The 25,085-nt window shown below is 71.3% G+C and carries 28 protein-coding genes and 3 tRNA genes; 24 read left to right on the plus strand and 7 right to left on the minus strand.

Annotated features, from left to right (window positions below):
* The first annotated feature begins 89 nt into the window (after positions 1–89).
* From ACZ5WC_RS05370 to ACZ5WC_RS05435, 14 genes are all read left to right on the plus strand, one after another.
* The gene (locus ACZ5WC_RS05370; protein ID WP_468539954.1) at positions 90–506 is read left to right on the plus strand and encodes an NADH-quinone oxidoreductase subunit A; all 417 of its coding nucleotides are present in this window, start codon (positions 90–92) and stop codon (positions 504–506) included.
* A complete protein-coding gene (locus tag ACZ5WC_RS05375; RefSeq protein ID WP_468539593.1) occupies positions 497–1,246 on the plus strand; it encodes an NADH-quinone oxidoreductase subunit B in 750 nt (249 codons plus the stop codon). Before ACZ5WC_RS05370 ends, ACZ5WC_RS05375 begins: the two co-directional genes overlap by 10 nt.
* On the plus strand, positions 1,243–2,628 hold the full coding sequence (locus ACZ5WC_RS05380) for an NADH-quinone oxidoreductase subunit C (RefSeq protein ID WP_468539594.1): 1,386 nt from the start codon (positions 1,243–1,245) through the stop codon (positions 2,626–2,628). Before ACZ5WC_RS05375 ends, ACZ5WC_RS05380 begins: the two co-directional genes overlap by 4 nt.
* Positions 2,625–3,596, plus strand: a complete 972-nt coding sequence (locus ACZ5WC_RS05385) for a complex I subunit 1/NuoH family protein (protein ID WP_096624974.1) — start codon at positions 2,625–2,627, stop codon at positions 3,594–3,596. The genes ACZ5WC_RS05380 and ACZ5WC_RS05385 overlap by 4 nt, the downstream gene beginning before the upstream one ends.
* Complete coding sequence (locus tag ACZ5WC_RS05390; RefSeq protein ID WP_468539595.1) at positions 3,593–4,180, plus strand: NuoI/complex I 23 kDa subunit family protein; 588 nt, start codon at positions 3,593–3,595, stop codon at positions 4,178–4,180. The genes ACZ5WC_RS05385 and ACZ5WC_RS05390 overlap by 4 nt, the downstream gene beginning before the upstream one ends.
* Complete coding sequence (locus ACZ5WC_RS05395) at positions 4,177–4,863, plus strand: NADH-quinone oxidoreductase subunit J family protein (RefSeq protein ID WP_468539596.1); 687 nt, start codon at positions 4,177–4,179, stop codon at positions 4,861–4,863. Before ACZ5WC_RS05390 ends, ACZ5WC_RS05395 begins: the two co-directional genes overlap by 4 nt.
* Positions 4,863–5,237 carry an NADH-quinone oxidoreductase subunit NuoK gene (gene nuoK / locus ACZ5WC_RS05400; RefSeq protein ID WP_096624978.1) on the plus strand — a complete coding sequence of 125 codons (375 nt, stop codon included), beginning with the start codon at positions 4,863–4,865 and terminating at the stop codon, positions 5,235–5,237. The genes ACZ5WC_RS05395 and nuoK overlap by 1 nt, the downstream gene beginning before the upstream one ends.
* The gene (locus ACZ5WC_RS05405; protein ID WP_468539597.1) at positions 5,234–7,234 is read left to right on the plus strand and encodes an NADH-quinone oxidoreductase subunit 5 family protein; all 2,001 of its coding nucleotides are present in this window, start codon (positions 5,234–5,236) and stop codon (positions 7,232–7,234) included. The genes nuoK and ACZ5WC_RS05405 overlap by 4 nt, the downstream gene beginning before the upstream one ends.
* Positions 7,231–8,895 carry an NADH-quinone oxidoreductase subunit M gene (locus ACZ5WC_RS05410; protein WP_468539598.1) on the plus strand — a complete coding sequence of 555 codons (1,665 nt, stop codon included), beginning with the start codon at positions 7,231–7,233 and terminating at the stop codon, positions 8,893–8,895. Before ACZ5WC_RS05405 ends, ACZ5WC_RS05410 begins: the two co-directional genes overlap by 4 nt.
* Positions 8,892–10,481, plus strand: coding sequence for an NADH-quinone oxidoreductase subunit N (locus ACZ5WC_RS05415; protein ID WP_468539599.1), 1,590 nt, complete (start codon positions 8,892–8,894; stop codon positions 10,479–10,481). The genes ACZ5WC_RS05410 and ACZ5WC_RS05415 overlap by 4 nt, the downstream gene beginning before the upstream one ends.
* A 105-nt stretch (positions 10,482–10,586) precedes the next feature.
* On the plus strand, positions 10,587–11,054 hold the full coding sequence (gene mscL, locus ACZ5WC_RS05420) for a large conductance mechanosensitive channel protein MscL (RefSeq protein WP_468539600.1): 468 nt from the start codon (positions 10,587–10,589) through the stop codon (positions 11,052–11,054).
* A 230-nt stretch (positions 11,055–11,284) separates the two neighbouring features.
* Positions 11,285–12,148, plus strand: a complete 864-nt coding sequence (gene htpX, locus ACZ5WC_RS05425) for a zinc metalloprotease HtpX (protein WP_468539601.1) — start codon at positions 11,285–11,287, stop codon at positions 12,146–12,148.
* Positions 12,145–12,537, plus strand: coding sequence for a YccF domain-containing protein (locus ACZ5WC_RS05430; RefSeq protein ID WP_468539602.1), 393 nt, complete (start codon positions 12,145–12,147; stop codon positions 12,535–12,537). The genes htpX and ACZ5WC_RS05430 overlap by 4 nt, the downstream gene beginning before the upstream one ends.
* Before the next feature lie 335 nt (positions 12,538–12,872).
* Positions 12,873–13,145 (plus strand): GlsB/YeaQ/YmgE family stress response membrane protein, encoded by a 273-nt coding sequence (locus ACZ5WC_RS05435; RefSeq protein WP_096624990.1) that lies wholly within the window; start codon positions 12,873–12,875, stop codon positions 13,143–13,145.
* Between the two features lie 42 nt (positions 13,146–13,187).
* On the opposite strand, the gene ACZ5WC_RS05440 is transcribed toward ACZ5WC_RS05435, so the two are convergent.
* From ACZ5WC_RS05440 to ACZ5WC_RS05450, 3 genes are all read right to left on the minus strand, one after another.
* On the minus strand, positions 13,188–13,868 hold the full coding sequence (locus tag ACZ5WC_RS05440; protein ID WP_468539603.1) for an alpha-ketoglutarate-dependent dioxygenase AlkB family protein: 681 nt from the start codon (positions 13,866–13,868) through the stop codon (positions 13,188–13,190).
* A 3-nt stretch (positions 13,869–13,871) separates the two neighbouring features.
* Positions 13,872–14,390, minus strand: coding sequence for a methylated-DNA--[protein]-cysteine S-methyltransferase (locus ACZ5WC_RS05445; protein WP_468539604.1), 519 nt, complete (start codon positions 14,388–14,390; stop codon positions 13,872–13,874).
* Between the two features lie 162 nt (positions 14,391–14,552).
* Complete coding sequence (locus ACZ5WC_RS05450; protein ID WP_468539605.1) at positions 14,553–15,041, minus strand: YajQ family cyclic di-GMP-binding protein; 489 nt, start codon at positions 15,039–15,041, stop codon at positions 14,553–14,555.
* Positions 15,042–15,273: 232 nt separating this feature from the next.
* On the opposite strand from ACZ5WC_RS05450, the gene ACZ5WC_RS05455 reads away from it, so the two are divergent.
* Positions 15,274–15,355, plus strand: a tRNA-Tyr gene (locus ACZ5WC_RS05455).
* A gap of 116 nt (positions 15,356–15,471) precedes the next feature.
* On the opposite strand, the gene ACZ5WC_RS05460 is transcribed toward ACZ5WC_RS05455, so the two are convergent.
* Positions 15,472–16,128 (minus strand): NAD(P)H-binding protein, encoded by a 657-nt coding sequence (locus tag ACZ5WC_RS05460; protein ID WP_468539606.1) that lies wholly within the window; start codon positions 16,126–16,128, stop codon positions 15,472–15,474.
* 34 nt (positions 16,129–16,162) lie between these two features.
* A complete protein-coding gene (locus ACZ5WC_RS05465) occupies positions 16,163–17,461 on the minus strand; it encodes an amidohydrolase family protein (protein ID WP_468539607.1) in 1,299 nt (432 codons plus the stop codon).
* Between the two features lie 368 nt (positions 17,462–17,829).
* Between ACZ5WC_RS05465 and ACZ5WC_RS05470 the strand changes: the two genes are divergently transcribed.
* From ACZ5WC_RS05470 to ACZ5WC_RS05505, 8 genes are all read left to right on the plus strand, one after another.
* A tRNA-Thr gene (locus ACZ5WC_RS05470) sits at positions 17,830–17,902 on the plus strand.
* A gap of 45 nt (positions 17,903–17,947) precedes the next feature.
* Positions 17,948–18,020 (plus strand) — tRNA-Met (locus tag ACZ5WC_RS05475).
* 89 nt (positions 18,021–18,109) lie between these two features.
* Positions 18,110–18,274, plus strand: coding sequence for a 50S ribosomal protein L33 (gene rpmG / locus ACZ5WC_RS05480; RefSeq protein ID WP_003956487.1), 165 nt, complete (start codon positions 18,110–18,112; stop codon positions 18,272–18,274).
* Positions 18,275–18,399: 125 nt separating this feature from the next.
* A complete protein-coding gene (locus ACZ5WC_RS05485) occupies positions 18,400–18,852 on the plus strand; it encodes an FAS1-like dehydratase domain-containing protein (RefSeq protein ID WP_468539608.1) in 453 nt (150 codons plus the stop codon).
* Positions 18,852–19,280 (plus strand): MaoC family dehydratase, encoded by a 429-nt coding sequence (locus tag ACZ5WC_RS05490; RefSeq protein WP_468539609.1) that lies wholly within the window; start codon positions 18,852–18,854, stop codon positions 19,278–19,280. Before ACZ5WC_RS05485 ends, ACZ5WC_RS05490 begins: the two co-directional genes overlap by 1 nt.
* Before the next feature lie 143 nt (positions 19,281–19,423).
* Positions 19,424–19,972 (plus strand): TetR/AcrR family transcriptional regulator, encoded by a 549-nt coding sequence (locus ACZ5WC_RS05495; RefSeq protein WP_468539955.1) that lies wholly within the window; start codon positions 19,424–19,426, stop codon positions 19,970–19,972.
* Between the two features lie 100 nt (positions 19,973–20,072).
* The gene (locus tag ACZ5WC_RS05500; RefSeq protein WP_468539610.1) at positions 20,073–21,521 is read left to right on the plus strand and encodes an MFS transporter; all 1,449 of its coding nucleotides are present in this window, start codon (positions 20,073–20,075) and stop codon (positions 21,519–21,521) included.
* Positions 21,522–21,592: 71 nt separating this feature from the next.
* Positions 21,593–22,648: a UDP-N-acetylmuramate dehydrogenase gene (locus ACZ5WC_RS05505; protein ID WP_468539611.1), complete on the plus strand. Its 1,056-nt coding sequence runs from the start codon at positions 21,593–21,595 to the stop codon at positions 22,646–22,648.
* 22 nt (positions 22,649–22,670) lie between these two features.
* Here the strand turns inward: ACZ5WC_RS05505 and ACZ5WC_RS05510 are convergent, their stop codons facing one another.
* Entirely contained in the window at positions 22,671–23,306 is a 636-nt protein-coding gene (locus ACZ5WC_RS05510; RefSeq protein ID WP_468539612.1) for an NAD(P)-dependent oxidoreductase, read from the minus strand.
* 99 nt (positions 23,307–23,405) lie between these two features.
* Here ACZ5WC_RS05510 and ACZ5WC_RS05515 point away from each other — a divergent pair, with 99 nt between their 5' ends.
* Positions 23,406–23,996, plus strand: a complete 591-nt coding sequence (locus tag ACZ5WC_RS05515; RefSeq protein WP_468539613.1) for a TetR/AcrR family transcriptional regulator — start codon at positions 23,406–23,408, stop codon at positions 23,994–23,996.
* Here ACZ5WC_RS05515 and ACZ5WC_RS05520 read toward each other — a convergent pair.
* Positions 23,989–25,002 (minus strand): adenosine deaminase, encoded by a 1,014-nt coding sequence (locus tag ACZ5WC_RS05520; RefSeq protein WP_468539614.1) that lies wholly within the window; start codon positions 25,000–25,002, stop codon positions 23,989–23,991. The genes ACZ5WC_RS05515 and ACZ5WC_RS05520 overlap by 8 nt on opposite strands.
* Between the last annotated feature and the right edge of the window lie 83 nt (positions 25,003–25,085).

Consider the following 25,085-nt stretch of genomic DNA (forward strand, 5'->3'; position numbering starts at 1 on the left):
AGCAGGCCCTAGACTCCCGTGCGTACAGATATATGGGACAGGCGCGGGCGACGAGGGAGCGAGGGGCGGACGTGGCCGACGTGGCGGACATGACCGGAGTGACCGGCGTGGCGGTCGACGGACCCACCGCTCTCGCATCGGATTACTTCCAGAGCTACTCGGTGATCGGCCTGCTCGCGCTGGTCGGTGTCCTGTTCGTCGCCGTGGCCTTCGGGGCCGGTCGCCTCCTGCGGCCCGTCGTCCCCACGCCGGAGAAGCTCCTCACGTACGAATGCGGCGTCGACCCGGTCGGCGAGGGCTGGGCGCACACTCAGGTCCGCTACTACGTCTACGCGTTCCTGTATGTGATCTTCGCAGTCGACTCCATCTTCCTGTTTCCCTGGGCCACGGTGTTCGCGGCTCCCGGATACGGCGCGACGACGCTGATCGAGATGTTCATCTTCCTCGGCTTCCTGGCCGTGGGACTGCTCTACGCATGGAAGAAGGGCGTCCTCGCATGGGCCTGACGAGTCGGCCGACCTCCGCATCGCAGCAGCCCGCGCCGCAGCAGCCCGCATCGCAGCAGCCCGCGCCCCCGTCCGACCCGGTGCTTCTCCCCGAGCCGAAGCGCCTCGGCGTGCTCTCCCGGCTCGCGCCGGAGCCGATGAAGGTGGTCCTCAACTGGGGCCGCCGCTACAGCCTCTGGGTCTTCAACTTCGGACTCGCCTGCTGCGCCATCGAGTTCATCGCCGCCTCCATGGCGCGTCACGACTTCATCCGGCTCGGCGTGATCCCCTTCGCCCCCGGCCCCCGTCAGGCCGACCTCATGATCGTCTCCGGCACGGTGACGGACAAGATGGCCCCGGCCGTGAAGCGCCTGTACGAGCAGATGCCCGAACCGAAGTACGTCATCTCCTTCGGCGCCTGCTCCAACTGCGGCGGCCCCTACTGGGACTCGTACTCCGTCACCAAGGGCGTCGACCAGATCATCCCCGTCGATGTGTACGTACCCGGCTGCCCGCCCCGCCCCGAGGCGCTGCTCCAGGGCATCCTCAAGCTCCAGGAGAAGATCGCCCGCGAGTCCCTGGCGGAGCGGTACGCACCGGAGGTCGCCGGGACCGCCGCTGTCGCCGGCAACTCCGGCGGCGGAACGTCCACCGCAGCCCTGCGCAGCGGCCTGGTCGCCGCGCCGACGCCACCGGGTTCGCCGCCGGGCGTGACGCCAGGCGTGACGCCGGGTCCGTCAGCGGGGGAGGGGCAGCAATGACCGACCACGACCAGAGTCAGCAGCACGCACCGTCCGCCGCCGAGGCCTACGACCGGCTGCCGGACGCCGTGACGGAGCTGTTCGGCGGGGAGGCCACAGCGGAGGCGGCCTACGACCTGCTCACCGTCGACGTCCCCGCCTCCGCCTGGATCACCGCCCTGCGGACCGCCCGCGACGAGCTTGGCTGCAGCTACTTCGACTGGCTCAGCGCCGTGGACGAACCCGGCGTCGGCTTCCGCGTCTGCGCCCATGTCGCGGCCCTGGGCACGGGGACGGTCCGGCGGCTGATGGTACGGACGACCGTGCCGCACGGCGCGGCCGTCCTGCCCACCGCCATCGACGTCTACGCGGGCGCGGCGTGGCACGAGCGCGAGACGCACGAGATGTTCGGCGTCTCCTTCGAGGGCCACCCCCATCTCGTCCCGCTGCTGCTGCCGGAGGGCTTCGAGGGCCACCCGCTGCGCAAGGACTTCGTCCTGGCGGCCCGGGTCGCCAAGGCCTGGCCCGGGGCGAAGGAACCGGGGGAGCCGGCGGAGGGCCACAGCGGCCCCAAGCGCCGCGCGATGCTCCCGCCCGGCGTCCCCGACCCGAACGAGTGGGGCCCCCTGAAGGGCCAGCTCCCCCCTGCCGCCGCCCGCCCGGCCCGAGGGGCCCGCGCCACAACCGACCGCCCGCCCCGCCGCACCCGCAGCGCGAGTGAGGGCTCCGCCGCCCAACGCCCCATGCCGACCACGGACCCCAGCTCTCCGGGAGCCCCCGCACCTGCGGAGGCCCCGGCCCCGGAACCCTCGCCCCCACCCCCGGCGACCCGCCCGCGCCGTTCCCGTTCGGCGTCGGAGGGTTCGGCGAGCCAGCGGCCGGAGCCGGGAGCGTCGGCGGATGCCTCGGCCGGTCAGGGGCCGGTGCCGGATGCTCCCGCGACGCCTTCGGCGCCCGCCGCGCGCCCGGCCCGCCGTTCCCGTTCCGCGTCGGAGGGTTCGGCCAGCCAGCGGCCCGCCCCGGACGCTTCCGGCGCCGCGCCTGCGCCGCCGCCCCGGGTGCGCAGCACAGACGCCCCTTGGCATGACGCCCAACCGGCGTTCGAGGACCCCGAGGCCGCGCTCCCGGACGTCCCTCAGCCTCACCGGCGCTTGAGGAGCGGGGGCCCGGGGGCGGAGCCTCCGGTTCGGGAAGGGGCGGGTGCGGGAGAAGCCCCGCGCAGCGGCCCGACTTCGGAGGCCCCCACCCCGGAGACCCCGAGTCCAGGGGCCCCGACCCCGGAGGTCCCGACTCCAGAGGCCCCGACCCCGGAAGCCAAGCCCCACCCCACCGCGCCCCCTGACCCCGACGACCCCAGCCCCAGCCCCGACCCAGACCACCCCGCCGGAGGCGATACCGAGTGAACGACGTTCTCGACGTCGCCCTCCGCCTGGCCATCGTCTTCGGCGTGTTCCTGGTCGCCCCGCTCCTCGTGGGCCAGACCGAGCACAAGGTGATGGCCCATATGCAGGGCCGACTGGGCCCGATGTACGCGGGCGGCTTCCACGGCTGGGCCCAGCTCGTCGCGGACGGCGTGAAGTTCGCGCAGAAGGAGGACGTGGTCCCGGCCGCCGCCGACCGCCGCGTCTTCCAGCTCGCCCCCGCCGTCGCCCTCCTCCCGTACCTCCTGGTCCTCGCGGTCATCCCCGTCGGCCCCGGCGAGGGCGCGGTCGTCCAAGCCATTGACGCGGGCATCTTCTTCGTGCTCGCCGTCATGGGCATCGGCGTCCTCGGCTCGCTCATGGCGGGCTGGGCGTCGGCCAACAAGTTCTCCCTCCTCGGGGGCCTCCGCACCGCCGCGCAACTGCTCTCCTACGAGCTGCCGATGCTCCTCGCCGCAGCTTCCGTCGCCATGGCGGCCGGTACGGTCTCGCTCACCGGCATCCTCGACGCGTTCGAGTGGTGGTGGCTGCCCTGGCAGATCGCCGGAGCCCTGGTCTTCTTCGTCGCCGGTCTCGCCGAGCTCCAGCGCCCCCCGTTCGACATGCCCGTCGCCGACTCCGAGATCATCTTCGGCGCGTACACCGAGTACACGGGGCTGCGCTTCGCCCTGTTCCTCCTCGCCGAGTACGCGGGCATCGTCATCCTGTGCGCCCTGACCACAGTCCTTTTCCTCGGCGGCTGGCACGGCCCGTTCGGTGCCGATGGACTCGGCTGGCTCTGGACCCTCCTCAAGACCGCCCTTCTCGCGTTCGTCGTCATCTGGCTGCGCGTCAGCTACCCGCGTCTGCGTGAGGACCAGTTGCAGAAGCTCGCCTGGACCACCCTCGTTCCCCTCGCCCTCGCGCAGATCGCGCTCACCGGCATCGTGAAGGTGGCGATCAACCAGTGACCCCGATCCCCGGATCCGGCCTGGCCAAGGGCCTCGCCGTCACCCTGCGCACGATGACGAAGAAGTCCGTCACCGCGCAGTACCCCGACACACAGCCCGAACTCCCGCCCCGCTCCCGTGGCGTCATCGGGCTGTTCGAGGAGAACTGCACGGTCTGCATGCTCTGCGCCCGTGAGTGCCCCGACTGGTGCATCTACATCGACTCCCACAAGGAGACGGTGCCACCCGCCGCCCCCGGCGGCCGCGAGCGCAGCCGGAACGTCCTCGACCGCTTCGCCATCGACTTCTCCCTCTGCATGTACTGCGGTATCTGTATCGAGGTCTGCCCCTTCGACGCGTTGTTCTGGTCGCCCGAGTTCGAGTACGCGGAGACGGACATCCACGAACTCACCCACGAGCGCGACAAGCTCCGCGAGTGGATGTGGACCGTGCCGGAACCTCCCGCCCTCGACCCCGGGGCCGAGGAGCCGAAGGAGGTCGCAGCCGCCCGCAAGGCCGCGGACAAGATCGCCGCCCAACGCGCGCAGGAACAGTCCGAGGAGAAGTCCGCGGAGAGGCCCGAGGAGAAGGGCGGAACCCCATGACGTCCACAGCGGCGAGCGCGCCCCTGAGCACGGTGTCCACCGCCGTGACGAACACCCTGGCCGCCGGCGAACACCCCGGTTTCCTCTCCCCGTCCGGCGTCGAGATCGCCTTCGTCCTCGTCGGCCTCGCCACCCTCGGCGCCGCCGTCATCACCGTCACGACCAAGCAGCTCGTGCACGCCGCCCTCTGGCTCGTCGTCGCTCTCGGCGGACTGGCCGTCGAGTACCTCCTGCTCACGGCGGAGTTCATCGCCTGGGTGCAGGTCCTGATCTACGTCGGTTCCATCGTCGTCCTCCTGCTGTTCGGGCTGATGCTCACCCGGGCCCCCATCGGCCGTTCCCCGGACGCCGATTCGGGCAACCGGTGGGTCGCTCTCGGCGTAGCCCTCGCCGCGGCGGCCGCTCTCGTCTGGGTCGTGGTCGACGCCTTCCGCACCACCTGGATCGACCTCGAAGGACCGGCCCAGGGCTCCACGAAGGTCACCGGCGCCTTTCTGTTCCGGAACTGGGTCCTGCCCTTCGAAGCGCTCTCCGTGCTGCTGCTCGCGGCCCTCGTCGGCGCCATCGTCCTGTCCCGCAAACACGACGCCGACGCCTCCGTCCGGTCCGCCCCTGACAAGTCGGCCCCGGACAAGCCCGCCCCGGACCGGGGGATTCCGCCCGGGCAGGAGGAGCAGAGCTGATGCACCTCGCCTATCCCGCCGTGCTCGCCGCCCTCCTCTTCTGCACCGGCCTCTACGGCGTCCTCGTCCGCCGCAACGCGATCCTCGTCCTGATGTCCGTCGAGCTGATGCTCAACGCCGTCAACCTCAACCTCGTCGCCTTCGACGTCTGGCTCCGCGACACCCTCCACTCCGGTCAGGCCCTCACGCTCTTCACCATCGCCATCGCCGCCGCCGAGATCGGTATCGGCCTGGCGATCGTCCTGGCCGTCTACCGCAACCGGGGCACCTCCGACATCGACCGCCTCCGCGACACGGCCGAGAGCCACGACACCGCCGGGGCCGGTGACGCCGAAACGGCAGGGAACTCCACGAACGCAGAGGCCACCGCGTGACCACCACGACCCTCGCCGCCCTCGTCCCGCTCCTCCCCTTCCTCGGAGCCGTCGCCGGACTCGCCGTAGGCCGCAGCGCCCCCGGCTTCGTCCGGCCCCTGGCGATCCTCCCGACGCTGACCGCAGCCGTCATCGCGGTGATCGTCGCCGTCCGCCAGGGCGGCGGACGCGCCATCGACGCCGCGACGCAGCTCACCCCCACCGGCTCGGTCCCCATCGACCTGGCCCTCCACCTGGACGGCTTCGCGGTCCTGGTCGCCGTCCTCGTCGGGCTCGTCGCCACCTGCGTACAGCTCTACTCCACGGCCTACCTCCGCGACGACGCCCGCTACCCCTCCTACGCCGCCCTCGTCTCCCTCTTCACCGCCGCGATGCTCCTGGTCGTCTACTCCGGCGACCTGATGGTGCTCCTGGTCGGCTGGGAGATCATGGGCATCTGCTCGTACTTCCTCGTCGGCCACTACTGGGAGACGCCCGAAGCCCGCGCCGCCTCCCTCAAGGCGTTTCTGGTCACCAAACTCGGCGACGTCCCCTTCCTGATCGGCCTGTTCGCCCTCGCCGCCGACACCGGCAGCTTCCGCATCACCAAGATCCTCGCCGCCGTCACCACCGGCGGACTCGACCACCCCACCCTCATCGCGCTGCTGCTCCTCGCGGGCGTCGCGGGCAAGTCCGCGCAGTTCCCCCTGCACACGTGGCTGCCTGATGCGATGGCCGGTCCCACCCCCGTCTCCGCGCTCATCCACGCCGCGACGATGGTCGCCGCCGGTATCTACTTCGTGGCCCGCCTGCTGCCCGTCTTCGCCGCCTCCGGTGCCGCGCTCGTCGTCCTCGCCGTAATGGCGGCCGTCACGATGATCGGGTCCGGGCTCGCCGCCCTCGCCCAGGACGACATCAAGCGGGTCCTCGCCTACTCGACGATCGGGCAGCTCGGCTACATGTCGGGCGCCCTGGCCGTAGGTGACCGCGGGGCCGCCGTCTTCCACCTCATCTCGCACGGTGCTTTCAAGGCCGTCCTCTTCCTCGCCGCCGGTGTCGTCATCCACGCCGCGGGCACCAACTCACTCGCCGCCATGTCCCGCATGAGCGGCCTCGCCCGCCGTATCCCGGACGCCTACTGGACGATGACGGTCGCCCTCCTCGCGCTGGCCGCCATCCCGCCGTTCGCCGGCTTCTTCTCCAAGGAAGCCGTTCTCGTCGCCGCCGAGCACACCGCCCTCGGAGACCGGACCGTCGCCCCGGCCGCCGCGGGCTGGACGATCCTGGTCGGCGGACTCCTCGCCGCCGTCCTCACCGCCGCCTACGCCGTACGCCTCTGGCTCCTCGCCTTCCGCGGCCGGGGGGCCGAAGTGCCCGACCACGGCAGGCAGCCCGCCGCCATGACCTCCGTCCTGTGGATCCTGGCCGTCCCCACCATCGCCTTCGGGCTCACAGTGGGCACGATCGGCGACTGGTTCGACGGACACGCCCTCACACCGACCCTCACCACCGCCGTCCTGTCCACCGGCGTCACCCTCGTCGGCGGCCTCGTCACCTACGGCGCGTGGCGGCACACCACCGCGCTGGCCGCCCGCACCCCGATCGGCGCCGTCGCCGCCCACCCCGGCGCCGAACCCGCCCTCGTCGAAGCCGAGGCCATGACGTCCCACACCGCCGCCTACGGCACCATCGCGGACGCCGCCGACCCAGCCGACCCCGGCAGGCTGCTCCTCGGCCCGCTCCACCGCCACGCGGTCACCGGCTTCCATCTGGACGCCCTGTACGCGGCGCTGTTCGTCCGGCCCGTCCAGGCCGCCGCCCGCCTCGTCCGCTTCCTGGACCGCACGGTCGTCGACACCTATGTCAACGGATCGGGCGCCGCCACCCGCCTCCTCGGCACCGCCGTCCGGCGGGCCCAGACCGGCAACGTGCAGACCTACGTCGGCGCCCTGCTCGCCGGGTCCCTCGTCCTGGCGATCGCCGCCGTCGTCTTCGCCAACGTCAACGCGGGGTCGTGACCGTGATCGATATCAGCCCGTCCGTGATGCAGTTCCTTCTCGCGTTCGTCGTCGTCGCCCCGCTCCTCGGCGCCGTCGCGGCCCTGCTTCCCGCCCCGCCCGGGCTCAAGGGCAAGAACCCCGACCAGGCCGTGCTCCGCCACAGCGTGACCGTCACCGGCGCCGTGCTCATCGCCGCGATCGTCCTGGCCGTCGGCTTCGACCACGACCACCCCGCCACGATGCAGGCGACCACCGACATCAGCTGGATCCCGGCGCTCGACGTCCGCATCCACCTCGGCATCGACGGCATCTCGCTCCCCCTCCTGCTCCTGACCGCGCTGCTGACCTTCCTCTGCGCGCTGTACAGCTACTTCAAGCCGCCCGCGGGCCCCTCGCCGAAGGCCTTCGTCGCCCTCGTCCTCGTCCTGGAATCCGGCACCCTCGCCACCTTCGCCGTCCTCGACCTGCTGCTCTTCTTCCTCGCCTTCGAGATGGTCCTCATCCCGATGTACTTCCTCATCGCCCGCTGGGGCGGTGACCAGCGGCAGGCCGCCGCCTGGAAGTTCATCCTCTACACGCTGCTCGGCTCGGTCGTCATGCTGCTGGGCCTCCTCCTCATCGGACTGAAGAGCGGCACCTTCGACATGGTGGCACTCGCCACTGACAACGGCCGTGGCCTCACCGCATCCGTGCAGGTCATCGCCGTTCTCGCGATCGGCATCGGCCTCGCCGTGAAGACCCCGATGTGGCCCCTGCACAGCTGGCTCCCCGACGCCCACACCGCCGCCCCCACCGTCGGGTCCGTGCTCCTCGCGGGCGTCCTGCTGAAGATGGGAACGTACGGATTCGTCCGGATCCTGCTCCCCATCGCCCCCGACGGCATGCGCACCTTCGCGCCCTACCTCGCCGCGTTCGCCGTCGTCGGCATCGTCTACGGATCCCTCGCCTGCCTGGCCCTGGCCCGTACCGGCGCGAAGGGCGACCTCAAGCGGCTCATCGCATACTCCTCCGTCGGCCACATGGGCTTCGTGCTGCTCGGCATCGCCACCATGACCCCCACCGGAGTCAACGGCGCGCTCTTCGCCAACATCGCCCACGGACTCATCACCGGCCTGCTGTTCTTCCTGGTCGGCGCCGTCAAGGACCGTTACGGGACCGCCGACCTCGACACCCTCGCCGGCGCCACCGGAGCCGCTCTCTACGGCCGCGCCCCCCGCCTCGGCGCGCTTCTCGCGTTCGCCGCCGTCGCCTCGCTCGGCCTGCCCGGACTTGCCGGATTCTGGGGCGAGATGCTGACGCTGTTCGGCGCGTACAGCCCCGCCGAAGGCCTCAGCCGCCCCGCGTTCCGCACCTTCATGGCCATCGGCGCGTTCGGCACCCTGCTCACCGCCGCGTACATGCTCATCGTCGTCCGCCGCGTCTGCATGGGCGAGCACACGCCCCACTCCCAGCTCTCGCCCAGCGCCCCGTCCCCGCAGACGGCCGACGCGGCCCGGCCGACCGGCACCGCCGGGGCCCGGCCGGCCGCCACCCCGCAGCTCGCCGACATCCAGAGCTACGAAGCCGCCGCCTGGACCCCGCTCGCCGCCCTCACCGTCCTCGCCGGGCTCTGGCCCGCCGTCCTCCTCGGCCTCACCGACCCGGCCGTGCAGAAGCTCCTCGCAGGAGGCAAGTCGTGACCGCGGACCTCAGCACCGCCCCGGGCGCCCTCGCCGCGGCGGCCGACACCGCCCCCAGCGTCGTCCAGACCATCGACTGGCTCGCCATCGCGCCCCCCGCCCTCACCGCCCTGGCCGCCCTGCTCGTCCTCGTCACCGACCTGTTCCTGCCCGCGCACCGCAAAGGGCTTCTCGGCTACGGCACCCTCGCCGCGCTGGCCGCCGCCCTCGTACTCCTGATCCCCATGCGCGCCGGTGACCGTTCCACCTTCTGCGTCACCACCGGCACCCAGGCATGCAGCTACACCGCCGACCACTTCACCCTCGTCATCCAGGCCCTCGTCCTCGGCGGCGCGTTCCTCACCGTCCTGCTCTCCCTCGACGACACGCGCGGACTCCCCGTAGGGGAGTACTGGTTCCTGCTCCTGGCCTCCGCGGCGGGCGCCGCACTCCTGCCCGCCTCCCGCGACCTCGCCACCCTCGTCGTCGCCCTCGAAGTCGCCTCACTGCCCGCCTTCGCCCTCGTCGGCATCAAGCGCGGTGACCGCCGCTCCTCCGAAGCGGCGCTGAAGTTCTTCCTCTCGTCCGTCGTCGCCACCGCCGTCATGCTGCTCGGCGTCAGCTTCGTGTACGCGACCACCGGCACACTGCACCTCACCGAGATCGCCGACCGCCTCGCCGACGTGCCCCCGGTGCTCGACACCCTCGCCAAGACCGGCATCGCCCTCACCCTCGTCGGCTTCGCCTTCAAGACCGCCGCCGCGCCCTTCCACTTCTGGGTCCCCGACACCTACATCGGCGCGCCCCTCCCGATCGCCGCCTACCTCTCCGTCGTCGGCAAGGCCGTCGGCTTCTCGGGGATCATCCTGGTCACGGTCATCGCGTTCCCTTCCTACGCCGACGTCTGGGGCCCCGCCCTCGCGGTCCTCGCCGCGCTCACCATGACCGTCGGGAACGTCGCCGCCCTCCGCCAGGACGGCACCCGCGCCCGCAGTGCCGTCCGGCTCCTCGCCTGGTCCTCCGTCGCCCAGGCCGGCTACCTGCTCGTCCCGATCGCGGCCGCCGCGTACTCCAGCGACGAGCAGATCGGCTCCACCGTCGCGTACGCCCTGATGTACGCCGTCGTGAACCTGGGCGCGTTCGCCGTCGCCGCCCTCGTGGCCCGCGCGCATCCCGGCAACCGCATCGCCGACTACCGGGGCCTCTACACGACCCGGCCCCTCGCCGCCCTCGCCCTCGGCTTCTTCCTGCTCTGCCTGGCGGGACTGCCGCCCGGCATCATCGGCCTCTTCGCGAAGGTCGCGGTCTTCTCGGCGGCCGTCGACGCGGGGCTCGGCTGGCTCGCCGTGGTCATGGCCGTCAACGTGGTGATCGCGCTCTATTACTACCTTCGGTGGACCGCGATCCTGTTCCGTACGCCGGAAACCACGGTGGAATCGGCCGGGGCCCGCACCCCGCGGACCACCGGAATTCCGGCCTCCGAGGCCCGCCGATTCCTTGCTCCGTCCCCGCTCACCACTGCGCTCGTCCTCACCGCGGCCGCCGGAATCCTCCTCTCCGGAGCCCCGCAGCTGGTCCTGCGTTTCGCCGCGGTCAACCTCTTCTGACGCCCGCAAGATCGGTTTGCCCGGGTGTGCCCGCTCAGGGCAAGGTCTTGGCTGCGTACGTCACGTACACGGCGAAGACGTACCAGGACACGAGGAGAGAGAGCAGTGCTGAACGGGTTCAAGGACTTCATCCTGCGCGGAAACGTCATCTCGATGGCGATCGGGCTCGCGGTCGGGGCCGCCTTCACCGCTGTCGTCACGGGCTTCAGCAACGCCTTCATCACCCCGCTGATCGGCCTCGCCACCCGCGGCACCGGAGACTTCAGCAAGGCCTCCTACGAGATCGACGGAGTGGAGTTCCCCTACGGCCTCTTCATCAGCGCCGCCATCGCCTTCCTGATCACCGCCGCGGTCCTCTACTTCTGCGTCGTGGTTCCCATGGCCAAGGTGCAGAACCGCTTCACCAAGGAGGAGGAAGAGGAGGCCGTCAACATCAAGGCCGCCCTCCGCGACTGCCCCCGCTGCTTCAGCGAGATCCCCGCCGTCGCCTCCCGCTGCGGTCACTGCACCAGTGAGGTCGAGCCCGACTCCGAGGCGCTCTCCCTCACCAAGCTCCCCGTCCAGCAGCACTGACCCCACCGCACCACAAGCAGGACGCCCCGCCACCCGTACGGCCCAGTGCCATCCCGTACGGGCCCGGGGGCCGGACCGGCCTGAACACGCCGCCCGGCCCCGCCCTCCGACCGCACGCACAAGGGAACTAGCTCCTGTCGCCTGGCGTTGACCAGTACGGGAGGCTCCACTGGGGAGTGGAGCACCACCATGCAAAGGGTTCCCCTGCTGCACCACTTGGAGGGCGTACCGTGCACCGCCGGCACAACGGGCTGAAGACCGCCGTACTCCTCGGGGGACTGTCCGCACTCATCATCGTCATCGGCAGCTTCTTCGGACGCACCGGCCTGTTCGTCGCGCTCCTGGTGGCCCTGGGCACCAACGCGTACGCGTACTGGAACAGCGACAAGCTGGCCCTGCGGGCCATGCGGGCCCGCCCCGTCAGCGAATTCGAGGCCCCGCAGCTCTACCGCATCGTCCGCGAGCTCTCCACGGCGGCCCGACAGCCCATGCCGCGCCTCTACATCTCCCCGACGCAGGCGCCCAACGCGTTCGCCACCGGCCGCAATCCGCGCAACGCCGCCGTCTGCTGCACCGAGGGCATCCTCCAGATCCTCGACGAACGCGAGCTGCGCGGTGTCCTCGGCCATGAGCTGAGCCACGTCTACAACCGGGACATCCTCATCTCGTCCGTGGCCGGAGCCCTCGCCTCCGTCGTGATGTTCCTGGTCAATTTCGCCTGGCTCATCCCGGTGGGCCGCTCCAACGACGACGAGGGCCCCGGCCTGCTCGGCATGCTCCTGATCATGATTCTGGGGCCGCTCGCCGCCTCGGTCATCCAGCTCGCCGTCAGCCGCTCGCGTGAGTACGAGGCCGACGCCTCCGGGGCCCAGCTCACCGGGGACCCGCTCGCCCTCGCCAGCGCCCTGCGCAAGCTGGACGCCGGGACGAAGCAGCTGCCGCTGCCGCCCGAGCCGAAGATCGAGACCGCGAGCCACATGATGATCGCGAACCCCTTCCGGCCCGGTCAGGGGATGGCGAGAATGTTCTCGACACACCCGCCGATGGCGGAGCGCATCGCCCGACTAGAACAGATGGCAGGTCATCGCCCGTGAAAACCATCCTGAACGTCATCTGGCTCATCCTCTGCGGCTTCTGGATGTTCCTCGGCTATCTGCTCGCGGGCGTCCTGCTCTGCATCACGATCATCGGCATCCCCTTCGGCCTGGCTGCCTTCCGGATCGGCGTCTACGCGCTCTGGCCGTTCGGCTACACCGTCGTCGACCGCAGGGACGCCGGGTCGCCCTCCTGCGTGGGGAACGTCCTCTGGCTGATCCTCGCCGGATGGTGGCTCGCCCTCGGCCACATCACCACCGGTATCGCCCTGTGCATCACGATCATCGGTATCCCGCTGGGCATCGCCAACTTCAAGCTGATCCCGGTCTCCCTCATGCCCTTCGGCAAGGAGATCGTTCCGACGGACCAGCCCTTCGCCACCCGCTAGTCCGGCACGGCCGCGTGCCACAGGCCGGGGCGGAGACGAAGAATCCGGCTGACCATCCCAGAGTGACCGCACAGCGTCGACCGCCGTGGACAGACAACGCACGGCCCGCCGGCTCCGGCCGATCGCCGAGAAGGACGCCGACGACATCCGCGTACTGGAGGCCGTCGTGAGGGAGGCTGCCCTGCGGAAGGCCGCCCTGGGGGGTGCTTCCCTGCGGAAGACCGCCCCGGGGGATGCCGCTCTGCGGAGGGCCGCCCTGCCGAGCCGCTGTGCAACCGAACACCTGCCCGTCGCGTCTTGGGTTTCAGGACGAAGCAAGGGGTAGGTGCAGCGACATGGGCATCATCAGTTGGATCATTCTCGGGCTGGTCGCCGGAGTCATAGCCAAAATCCTCCTCCCGGGACGCGATCCGGGCGGCATCATCGGCACCACCCTCATCGGCATCGCCGGGGCCTTCGTCGGAGGCTGGCTCTCCAGCCACTTCCTCGACCGCCCCATCAGCAACGACTTCTACGACACGGCGACCTGGCTCGCCGCCATCGCCGGTTCGCTGGTCCTGCTCATCGCCTACCGGCTGCTGTTCGGCAACTCCCGCGAACGCCGCTGACGCACGCCGTCAGCCCGCCGCCAGCCCCATGCCGTACGCCGGTCAGCTCAGTCCGGTCTCGCGCAACGTGAGGTTCAATCGGCCGACCCGCATTCCCGCCGCAGGGTCGGCCGATCCCGCGTACACCTTCGGCACCCCGTGGAACGCGTAACGCGACGGCCCGCCGAAGACGAAGAGATCGCCGGACGCCAACTCCACGTCCGTGTAGGGCCGTCCACGCCCCTCCGTGTTCCCGAAGCGGAACACGCACGTCGCCCCGATGCTCAACGACACCACAGGAGCACCCGACCGCTCCTCCTTGTCCTGGTGCATCCCCATCCGTGCGGCGTCGTCGTAGAAATTGATCAACGCGGTATCCGGAGCGAACGCCTCCGCCGCATGCTCGTCCTGGTACGCCTCGGCCACCGCCGCCCGCCCCAGATCGGCCAGCCAGTCCGGGAACGCTGCCACCCGGGCGCCGTTCACATCGTCCGCCGTACGCGCGTACCGGTACGGCTGCCAGTGCCACCCCAGGCACACCGTCCGCACCGACATCACCCCGCCACCCGGCAGCACCGTCTGCCGCAGCGGAACCGGACCCCGCGCCCACTCCCGGCACGCCGACACCAGTTCGGCCCGCCGCTCCACCGGCAGCCACTCCGGCACATGCACGGCGCCCGGCGCGACAACCCTCCGCGGCCGTCGGAAGAGCCCGTCCGATGCCTGCGGAACCTCACGGGTCACGGCTCAGCCCACCGCACCCTCAAGCCCCAGCAGCAACTTCTTCCGCTCCAGCCCGCCCGCGTACCCCCGCAGGGCCCCGTCCGCCCCGATCACCCGGTGGCACGGGCGGACGACCAGCAACGGATTGCGCCCGATCGCCGTGCCCACCGCACGCACCCCGGCGCCCGACGCCCCGACCTGCGCGGCGACCTCCCCGTAGGACACCGTCCTGCCGTACGGGATCGACTCCAGCACCTCCCAGACCCGGCGCTGGAATTCCGTACCCACACCCTGGGCGAACGCCACGTCGAAGCGTGTCGAACGCCCCGTGAAGTACGCCTCCAGCTGCCCGGTGACCTCCGTGAACGCCTCAGGGGCGTGCTGCCATCCGTCCTGGACGACCGCCCCGCCCTTCTGCCCGGGTACCGACAGCGAGCGCAACCGGACCCCCGTGCCCCCGGCCGCACCGTCGCCGCCCGGCACCTCGCCGACCAGCAGCAACTCGCCCAGCGGGCTGTCCACCCGCGCGTAGATCGTCGTCATGCCGTCGTCCCGCCTCGCTGTTCGCCCCCGATCCGTACGACCAGTCTGCGCCTCCCCGCCGTCCGGCCACTGGCGGTATTCGGACATCACGCCCAGGGCCGGAAACGGAGAGGGCACCCCGTCGAGGCCGATCTCGACGGGGTGCCCCCACGGTGCGGTCGACTACCGGTAGTTCACGAACTGGATCGCGAAGTCGAAGTCCTTGCCCTTCAAGAGCGCCTGAACGGCCTGGAGGTCGTCCCGGCTCTTCGAGCTGACGCGCAGCTCGTCTCCCTGGACCTGCGCCTTGACGCCCTTCGGGCCCTCGTCGCGGATCGTCTTCGCCACCTTCTTGGCATTCTCCTGGGAGATGCCTTCCTCGATCGAGGCGAAGATCTTGTACTCCTTGCCGGACAGCTGAGGCTCACCGGCGTCCAGCGACTTCAGCGAGATGCCGCGCTTGATCAGCTTGGACTGGAAGATGTCGAGGATGGCCTTGACGCGCTCCTCGCCGTTCGCCTCCATCAGGATCTTCTCGCCCGACCACGCGATCGAGGCGCCCGTGCCCTTGAAGTCGTAACGCTGGGAGATCTCCTTGGCGGCCTGATTGAGGGCGTTGTCGACCTCCTGCCGCTCGACCTTCGAGACGATGTCGAAACTGGAGTCGGCCATGACGTGTGGCTCCTTGCGTCGAATGCTGGGGGTTACAGCGCAAAGCCTAGGCCCTTCCGTTCGGGCCATACGGGGCTCCGCGGGGGCCGGGATCCGGTCCGACCCGAACGGGAGGGCCCAAGGACCGTCCCCTCCGGCTGCGGAACAATCGGGTGGCGGAGCACCCCTGGCCATCAGGTATTGTTTACGTCGTCGCCAAGGAGATCAGCACGAGATCCGACGCGTCGTTCGAGGCGGTGTGCCCGAGTGGCCAAAGGGAGCAGACTGTAAATCTGCCGGCTCAGCCTACCCAGGTTCGAACCCTGGCGCCGCCACGCGAACGAAGCCCCCGACCAGTCCTTCTGGTCGGGGGCTTCCTCGTTGCCGTGGCCTTTCCGGGGGCCGGCAAGGGGGCCTTGCGGGCCTTTCCGGACCCCGGCCCGGACCCCGGTCAGTTGCCCGCGACGTCCTTCACGGCCACCGCGACCGGCACGTTCCCCGAGATCGCCTCCAGGGTGAGGCCCGCCGTCGCCGGGGTGTCCAGCAGCTCCAGCAGCGTGGCCGCCACGTCGTCGCGGGGGATGGGGCCGCGGCCCGTCGACGCGGCGAGGAGGACCCGCCCGGTGCCGGCGTCGCTGGTGAGCATGCCGGGGCGCAGGATCGTCCAGTCCAGCGCGGTACGGGAGCGCACGTCGGCGTCGGCGGCGCCCTTGGCCCGCAGGTAGACGTCGAAGACCTCGTCGCCGGGGTGTTCGGGGTCGGCGCCCATGGAGGAGACGACGACGTAGCGGCGGACGCCCGCCGCCTCGGCCGCGTCGGCGAACAGCACGGCCGCGGCGCGGTCGACGGTGTCCTTGCGGGCGGTGCCGCTGTTGGGCCCCGCGCCCGCCGCGAAGACGGCCGCGTCGGCGCCGCGCAGGACCTCCGCGGTCTGTTCGACGGTGGCCGATTCGAGGTCCAGCACGGCGGGTTGGGCGCCGGCTTCGATGAGGTCCTGGCTCTGCTGGGGGTTGCGGATGATCCCTACGGCTTCATCCCCGCGTGCGGCGAGCAGCCGCTCCAGCCGCAGTGCGATCTGTCCGTGTCCACCTGCGATGACAATGCGCATACCTCCGACCGTACGCCCGGAGGCAGCCTCCCGCTCAGTTCCTGGGCCCTGTACCGGAGTCGGGTCGCCCCTGGCGCGGGAGGCCGGGGCCCGTGGCGGCGTCGGAGTCCGGATCGGAGTCGCAGTACTCGCGTACGGCGCTGGTGCGGGCGACGACGCGGCCGCGGTGGATGACGATGCGGCTGTAGGCGAGGGAGAGTGCGGCGGAGAGCCGTTCGCCCCGTACGGCGAGGAGTTCGGCCGGGAAGCCCGCCTCGACGTACACGCTGGGCAGACCGAGGGCGGCGCGGGCGGTGGCGGAGACCATCGCGTACGCCTGTTCGGCGCGCAGTCCGATCTGCGAGGCGAGGAGGTACGCCGCTTCGAGGGGGTCGCCGCGGCCGACCGGGTTCGCGGTGTCGCGCAGCGCCCCGCTGCCCGCCGTGAGGCGTACGCCGGCGGAGCGCAGGAGGCGTACGGGGGCGGTCGTACGGCGTTCCGCGCCGGTGCAGCCGCCCTGGGGCAGGCAGACGACGGTGATCCCGGCGGCGGCGAGCTGGTCGGCGGCGCGGGCGGCGATGTCCAGGGGCAGATGGGCCAGTCCCGAACAGGGGCCGAGCGTGACGCCGGGGCGCAGTCCGGCGGCCATGGCGGCGAGCCGGCCCAGCCGGGCGGGGTCGTCGGCGTCGGTGTGCAGGTCCACCGGGCAGCCGTGCTCGGCGGCGACCTCCAGGACGGCCTCGGTGTAGCCGATGGGGTCCGGGTCGAGGTCGGGGCGGCCGCCGACGACCGCAGCGCCCATCTTCACCGCGTCGCGGAGCATCGCGAGGCCGTCCGCCCCGGCGATGCCGGTGAGCAGGCGGGGGACCGCGACGGGTGTGAGGTCGGTGAGGCCGCGCAGGGAGCGCCGGGCCTGTAGGACGGCTTCGAGCGGGGCGAGGCCCTGGACGTCGCCGATGCGGACGTGGGTGCGCAGGGCGGTCGCGCCGTGGCCGAGCTGGAGGAGCGCCGCCTCGGTGGCGCGGCGCTGGATGTCCTCGGTGCGGTGGGAGGCGGGCCCGGGGCTGTCGGGGGCCGCGCTGTCCGCGGTGAGCGCGGTGTCGCTGTGGGCGTGGGGTTCGGCGGGGGCGGGGAGCAGGAGATAGCCCCGGAGGTCGATGCGGGAGCCCCGGCCGGTGAGGCTCCCCGGGGTCCCGACGGCCTCGATGCGGCTGCCGCTGAGGCGTACGTCGACGGTGCGGCCGTCGGTGAGGCGGGCGCCGCTGAGGACGAGGGCGGGGGTGTCGGCGGTGGTGGCCGCGTCGGCGCTGTCGGGCGCGTTGTCGTCGGGCCGCCGCGGCTGGCTGTCGGGCATCGCGCTCCTGAAAGGGGGTGTTAAGGGGGCGGGGTGCAAGATCACGCGGAGTAGTGGGCCGGGTCTTGAGGGGTGTCTTGTCGCAGGGGGCGTCCTGCCGGTCGTGCCGGCTGGCCGGCGGGACGCCTTCCGGGGTCTCGTCGATCATGGCCGGGTCCGCGACGCCTGGCACGGCGGCTTCCGGGAGGAGCGCAATAGTCGTACCGGTGGGCCTTTTCCGGCCCCGGGCGACGTCCGGTCCGGAAGGCGATGCGGGCTGGATCAAGGCCTGATCAGGGGGTGTGGGCGGGGCCGGAGAGGGGCCCGGGGGACGCTACCGAAACGGATTTGGGCAACCGGCCCAGGACCGTGTAATGTCTTCATCGCTCGCCCCAATAGCTCAGTCGGTAGAGCGTCTCCATGGTAAGGAGAAGGTCTGCGGTTCGATTCCGCATTGGGGCTCTGGTGATGGGGAAACCCCGCTTCGGCGGGGTGACTCATCGTCAAAGCGGTGTAGCTCAGTCGGTAGAGCAAGCGGCTCATAATCGCTGTGTCACCGGTTCAAGTCCGGTCACCGCTACTAACGGTAGCCGATTGTTGGGTCGGTCCTTCGATCGGCTACTCTTTTATGCGTTCATCCGTCCATCCGTCCGTCCAAGGAGCACTCACGTGGCTGCCACCGACGTCCGCCCGAAGATCACGCTGGCCTGCGTGGAGTGCAAGGAGCGGAACTACATCACCAAGAAGAACCGGCGTAACAACCCGGACCGTCTTGAGATGAAGAAGCACTGCCCGCGCTGCAACTCGCACACCGCGCACCGCGAAACGCGCTGAATCAGGCTCGTACACGAGGCCGTCCCCTCTGGGGGCGGCCTCGTGTCGTTGTACGGGGTCGTCCCCCGCACGGGGGCGCCCCCGCTTCGTCTTTCCACGTCTTTCCATCAGGAGGTAGCGAGCTCATGGCGCTCGACCAGTCCTTCGTGGGGCGGACCTATCCGCCCACCCCGGCGTACGAGGTCGGCCGGGAGAAGATCCGAGAGTTCGCCGAGGCGGTGGGCGACGCCCATCCGGCCTACGTCGATGTGGAGGCCGCCCGCGCACTGGGCCACCCCGACGTGATCGCGCCGCCCACCTTCGTCTTCTCGATCACCCACCGGGCCGCCGGGGAAGTGGTGCAGGACCCGCAGCTGGGCCTGGACTACAGCCGGGTGGTGCACGGTGACCAGAAGTTCTCGTACGTGCGTCCGGTGCGGGCGGGGGACCGGCTGACGGTCACGTCGACGATCGAGAGCATCAAGTCCCTGGCGGGCAACGATGTTCTGGACATCCGCGGGGATGTGCACGACGAGGCCGGTGAGCTGGTCGTGACGGCGTTGACGAAGCTGGTGGCGCGCGCCGCCGAGGAGGCGTGATGACGGCGAAGGTCTCTTACGAGTCGGTCGAGGTCGGTACGGAACTGCCCGCGCGGTCGTTCCCGGTGACGCGGGCGACGCTCGTGCAGTACGCGGGTGCGTCGGGCGACTTCAACCCGATCCACTGGAACGAGAAGTTCGCGCGCGAGGTCGGGCTGCCGGATGTGATCGCGCACGGCATGTTCACGATGGCCGAGGCGATCCGCGTGGTCACGGACTGGGCCGGCGATCCGGGCGCGGTCGTCGACTACGGGGTGCGGTTCACCAAGCCGGTCGTCGTGCCCAACGACGACGAGGGCGCGCTGATCGAGGTCAGCGCCAAGGTCGGGGCCAAGCTGGAGGACAACTTGGTTCGCGTGGACCTGGTGGCCATGTGCGACGAGAAGAAGGTGCTGGGGCTGTCCCGCGCCGTCGTGCGGCTCGCCTGAGGCGTACGCCGGTCGTGCGCCCGGGGAGCGTCCCGGGCCGGTAAGGGGTGCCCTCTGTGAGAGGCGCCCCTTACTTTCGTCCTGGTCCCTCTGACCGCTTGACCAAGTTAGTGATTGAGCAATAACTTATCTTCATGGTCAGGATGAGTGCGGAGGAGCGGCGCGAGAGCGTCGTCCGGGCGGCGATCACGGAGTTCGCCCGCGGTGGCTACAACGGCACGTCCACCGAGGTGATCGCCCGGCGGGTCGGCGTCTCGCAGCCCTACCTCTTCCGGCTCTTCCCCAACAAGCAGGCCATGTTCCTCGCCGCCGCCGAACGCTGCCTGGAGGACACCCGCCAGGTGTTCGCGGAGGCCTCGAAGGGGCTGGAGGGGGAGGAGGCGCTGCATGCCATGGCCGCGGCGTACCAGCGGCTGATCGTCGACGACGGCGAGAAGCTGATGATGCAGATGCAGATGTACGCGGCCGTCGCCGTGGCGGAGGCCGCCGGGGACCATGCGTTCGGCGAGTCCCTGCGAGCGGCCTGGGTGCGGATGTGGGACGACGTCCACATCGCGCTCGGAGCCGACGAGAGCGAGACGACGACGTTCCTGGCCTACGGGATGCTCATCAACACGCTCGGCTCGCTCGGCTTCCCGGCCGATCACCGTGTCTGGTCGGGGTTCTACGTCTCGGCCGGGCCCACCGAGTGAACAGCGCGCTCCGGGGCCGCCCGGATTTCTGTCCGCAGAAGTTAGTGATCAATAACTAATATCAGGCCTGATCAGCGGGAACTGATCAGCAGGGGGAGAAATGAACGAGCAGCACGGCACGGCGGACCGCGGAAGAGCGGTCTGGACCCTCGTCATCACCAGCGTCGCCGGATTCATGGCGGCCCTGGACAACCTCGTCGTCACCACCGCCCTTCCCTCCATCCGCGAGAGCCTCGGCGGCGGGCTGGAGGAGCTGGAGTGGACGGTGAACGCGTACACCCTGACCTTCGCCGTGCTGCTGATGCTCGGCGCGGCGCTCGGGGACCGGTTCGGCAGGCGGCGGCTGTTCCTGGTCGGCCTCGGCGTCTTCACGGCCGCCTCCGCCGCGGCCGCCCTGTCACCGGGCATCGGGGAGCTCATCGCGTTCCGGGCGGTCCAGGGCGTCGGCGCGGCGATCATGATGCCGCTGACGCTCACCCTGATCGGTGCCGCCGTTCCGCCCGAGCGGCGGGGCGCGGCGCTGGGCCTCTTCGGCGCGGTGAACGGTGTGGCCGTGGCCAGCGGGCCGCTGATCGGCGGTGCGCTGACCGAGCACATCTCCTGGCAGTGGATCTTCTGGCTGAACGTGCCGCTCGGCCTGGTGCTGCTGCCGCTGGCCCGGCTGCGGCTCACCGAGTCGTACGCGCCCAGAGCGCCACTGGACATCCGCGGCACGGTCCTGGTCAGCGCGGGCCTCTTCGGCATCGTCTACGCCCTGGTCAACACCGCGAGCCACGGGTGGACCAGCCCTCTCGTCCTGACCGGGCTGATCGCGGGCACGGCCCTGCTCGGCCTGTTCGTGCACCACGGCAACCGGGCGGAGAACCCGATGCTGCCGATGCGGTTCTTCCGGGGCCGGGCCTTCCTCGGGATCAACGTGGCGAGCCTGCTGATGTTCTTCGGGATGTTCGGGTCGATCTTCCTGCTCAGCCAGTTCCTCCAGAACGGGCTGGGGCACTCGCCCACCGAGGCCGGTCTGCGGATGCTGCCCTGGACCGGGATGCCGATCCTCGTCGCCCCGCTCGCCGGGTATCTCTCCGACCGCTTCGGGGGACGGCCGGTCGTGGTGGCCGGGCTGGCGCTCCAGGCCCTCGGGCTGACCCTGTTCGCCGTGGTCGTCGAACCGGACGTGAGTTACGCCGCCCAGCTGCCCGCCCTGGTCATCGGCGGGGTCGGCATGGCGATGTACTTCGCGCCGGCCGCGAGCCTCGTGCTGTCCAGCGTCCGCGCCGGGGAACAGGGCATCGCCTCCGGGGCCAACAACGCGCTCCGGGAGGTCGGCGGTGCGCTCGGAGTCGCGGTCCTCGCCTCGGTCTTCGCCGCGCGGGGCGGCTACGGCTCGCCGCGGCTGTTCGCGGACGGCACCGTTCCCGCGCTCTGGATCGGGGCCGGAGCGGTGGCCCTGGGCGCGCTCGTCGCGCTCCTGATCCCGGGCCGCCGCAGTGCGGCCGGGCCCGCCCGGGCCCCGGCGACGCGGGATGCCGCAGAACGGGACGCGGTGACCGTCTGAGCCCGGGTGGGGGAGGCGCACGGTCCGTGGCCCGCACGGGGGGCGGAGCCACGGACCGTACTCTTGTCCCCGTGCAGGAACTTCACGACGCCCCCCTCGCCCCCCTGACCACCTTCCGGCTCGGCGGCCCCGCCGCCCGGCTGCTGACGGCCACGACCGACGCCGAGGTGGTCGCCGCCGTGCGCGAGGCCGACGACAGCGGCACCCCGCTGCTGGTGATCGGCGGCGGCTCGAACCTGGTCATCGGGGACAAGGGCTTCGACGGCACCGCGGTGCGCATCGCCACCAAGGGGTTCACGCTCTCCGGTGCGTCGTTGGAGCTGGCCGCCGGTGAGGTGTGGACCGACGCCGTCGCCCGGACCGTCGAGGCGGGCCTCGCGGGCATCGAATGCCTGGCGGGTATCCCCGGCTCCGCCGGTGCGACGCCGATCCAGAACGTCGGGGCGTACGGGCAGGAGGTGTCCTCCACGATCACGGAGGTCGTCGCCTACGACCGGCGAACCCGGGAGACCGTGACGATTCCGAACGCGGAGTGCGCCTTCTCGTACCGCCACAGTCGCTTCAAGGCGGAACCCGACCGCTTCGTGGTGCTCCGTGTCCGATTCGAGCTGGAAGAGGCCGCCGGCCTTTCCGCGCCCCTGAGGTACCCCGAAACGGCCAGGGCGATGGGCGTCGAACAGGGCGAACGCGTCGCCGCGTCGGCGGCCCGGGAAACCGTGCTGAAGCTCCGCGCCGGCAAGGGCATGGTGCTCGACCCGGAGGACCACGACACCTGGTCGGCGGGGTCCTTCTTCACCAACCCGATCCTCGAACCGGCCGCGTACGAGGACTTCCTCGCCCGGGTCCGCGACCGCCTCGGCCCGGACGTGACGCCCCCGGCGTTCCCCGCCGGGGACGGCCGCACCAAGACGTCGGCGGCCTGGCTGATCGACCGCGCCGGATTCACCAAGGGCTACGGCGGCGGCCCCGCCCGGATCTCCACCAAGCACACCCTCGCCCTCACCAACCGGGGCACGGCCACCACCGAAGACCTGCTGGCCCTGGCCCGCGAAGTCGTCGCCGGGGTCCACGACGCCTTCGGCGTCACCCTCGTCAACGAGCCGGTGACGGTCGGCGTCAGCCTGTGAGCCGTACGGGCCCGGCAGCCGCTCAGTAGGCGATGCCCACGCCCTGTTCCACGGTCCCCGGGTCGTCGAGCACCGCGAGCATCGCGTGGGCCACATCGGCCCGGGAGATCGACCGGCCGCTGCGCGGCGTACCGCCCACCACCCGCCGGTAGACCCCCCTGCGCGGACCGTTCGTCAGCTTCGGGGGCCGTACCGACGTCCAGTCCGCCGCACTGCGGGCCAGCGCCGCCTCCATCCGGGCGAGATCCGCGTACACATCCGACAGAATCGCCCCGATGGCCCTGCGCGTCAGCCGGTCCATCAGCGGATCTCCCACCGCCTCGGGTCCGACCGGCGCCGCGCTCACCACCACCAGCCGCCGCACCTCCTCGGCCTCCATCGCCGCCAGGATCCGCCCGGTCAGCCGCTCGGCGATCCCGTTCGCCCTCCGGCCGCGCGCACCCAGCCCGGACAGCACCGCGTCCCGCCCGGCCACCGCGCCCCGCACCGCCGCCGCGTCGTCCAGCGGGACGGCCGAGTGCAGCGCGGCACCCGCCAGGGACTCCGGGAGCCCCGCGGGATCGCGGACCACGACCGTCACCTCGTGGCCCGCCGCCAGTGCCTGCCCCACGATCTCCTGGCCGACACCGCCGGTCGCTCCGAACACGGTCAGTCTCATGGCCTGCCCCTCGGTGGGTGAGTGTTCACTAACCTCTAGGGTGGACGAACCCCGTGTGATCGTCAACACTGCCCGGGCCCACGCCCGCTTGGAGCGCCCATGGACCAGAAGCCCGCCCGCGTCCGGATCGTCGACGCGGCCCACGACCTGATGCTCTCCATCGGCCTCGCCCGGACCACCACCAAGGAGATCGCCCGGGCGGCCGACTGCTCCGAGGCGGCGCTCTACAAGCACTTCAGCAGCAAGGAGGAGCTGTTCGTCACCGTCCTCGCCGAACGGCTGCCCAGGCTCGGAAACCTGCTGAGCGGCCTGGTCGCCGGAGAGGGCGGCATCGAGGACCACCTCACCGACATCGCCCGGCAGGCCGCCCTGTTCTACGAGCAGACCTTCCCGATGGCCGCCTCCCTGTACGCCGAACCCCAGCTCAAGCACCGCCACGAGCAGGGCATGCGAGACCTGGGGACCGGCCCCCACCGCCCGATCCAGCAGCTCGACGCCTACCTGCGCGCCGAACAGGACGCGGGCCGGATCCGGGCGGACGCCGACACCTACGCCGCCGCCTCTCTGCTCCTCGGCGCCTGCGCCCAGCGGGCCTTCGCCTACTCCACGCTCCCCGGCGGCACGCCCCCGCAGCCCCTGGACGAGTTCGCCACCGCGATCGCCCGCACCCTGCTGGCCGGAATCAGCTAGCCAGCCAGTCGTCGATCCCCGACAGCAGCTTCTCCTGTACGTCGACGGGCGCCGCCGACCCCCGTACCGACTGGCGCGCCAGCTCGGCCAGCTCCTCGTCGGTGAAGCCGTGGTGCCGGCGCACCAGCTCGTACTGGGCGGCCAGCCGCGAACCGAACAGCAGCGGGTCGTCCGCCCCCAGCGCCAGCGGCACGCCCGCGTCGAACAGGGTGCGCAGAGGGACGTCGGCGGGCTTCTCGTAGACGCCGAGCGCCACATTGGACGACGGGCAGACCTCGCAGGTCACCCCCCGCTCGGCGAGCTTGCGCAGCAGCCGGGGGTCCTCGGCGGCCCGGACGCCGTGGCCGATGCGCGAGGCGTCCAGGTCGTCGAGGCAGTCGCGCACACTGGACGGCCCGGCCAGCTCGCCGCCGTGCGGAGCCGCCAGCAGGCCGCCGTCCCGCGCGATGGCGAAGGCCCGGTCGAAGTCGCGGGCCATCCCCCGCCGCTCGTCGTTGGAGAGCCCGAAGCCCACGACGCCCCGGTCGGCGTACCGCACGGCCAGCCGCGCCAGGGTCCGGGCGTCCAGCGGGTGCTTCATCCGGTTGGCGGCGATCACCACGCGCATGCCCAGGCCGGTGTCCCGGGAGGCGCTGTCCACGGCGTCGAGGATGATCTCGATGGCCGGGATCAGCCCGCCGAGCAGCGGGGCGTACGAGGTGGGGTCGACCTGGATCTCCAGCCAGCCCGAACCGTCCGCGACGTCCTCCTGGGCGCTCTCGCGGACCAGGCGGTGGATGTCCTCGGGGGACCGCAGGCAGGACCGGGCGATGTCGTAGAGCCGCTGGAAACGGAACCAGCCGCGCTCGTCGGTGGCCCGCAGCTTGGGCGGCTCGCCGCCGGTCAGGGCGTCCGGGAGGTGGACCCCGTACTTGTCGGCCAGTTCGAGCAGGGTGGTGGGCCGCATCGACCCGGTGAAGTGCAGGTGCAGGTGGGCCTTGGGCAACAGACGTACATCACGCTCCATCGGAAGATCCTGCCGCACGGTGGGCCGGAGCGGTAGCCGCTTTCCCGTTTGGGGTGCCGGTCGAACAAAAAGTGCCCCCGCCG

It is taken from the genome of Streptomyces sp. NPDC033165, assembly GCF_055577965.1.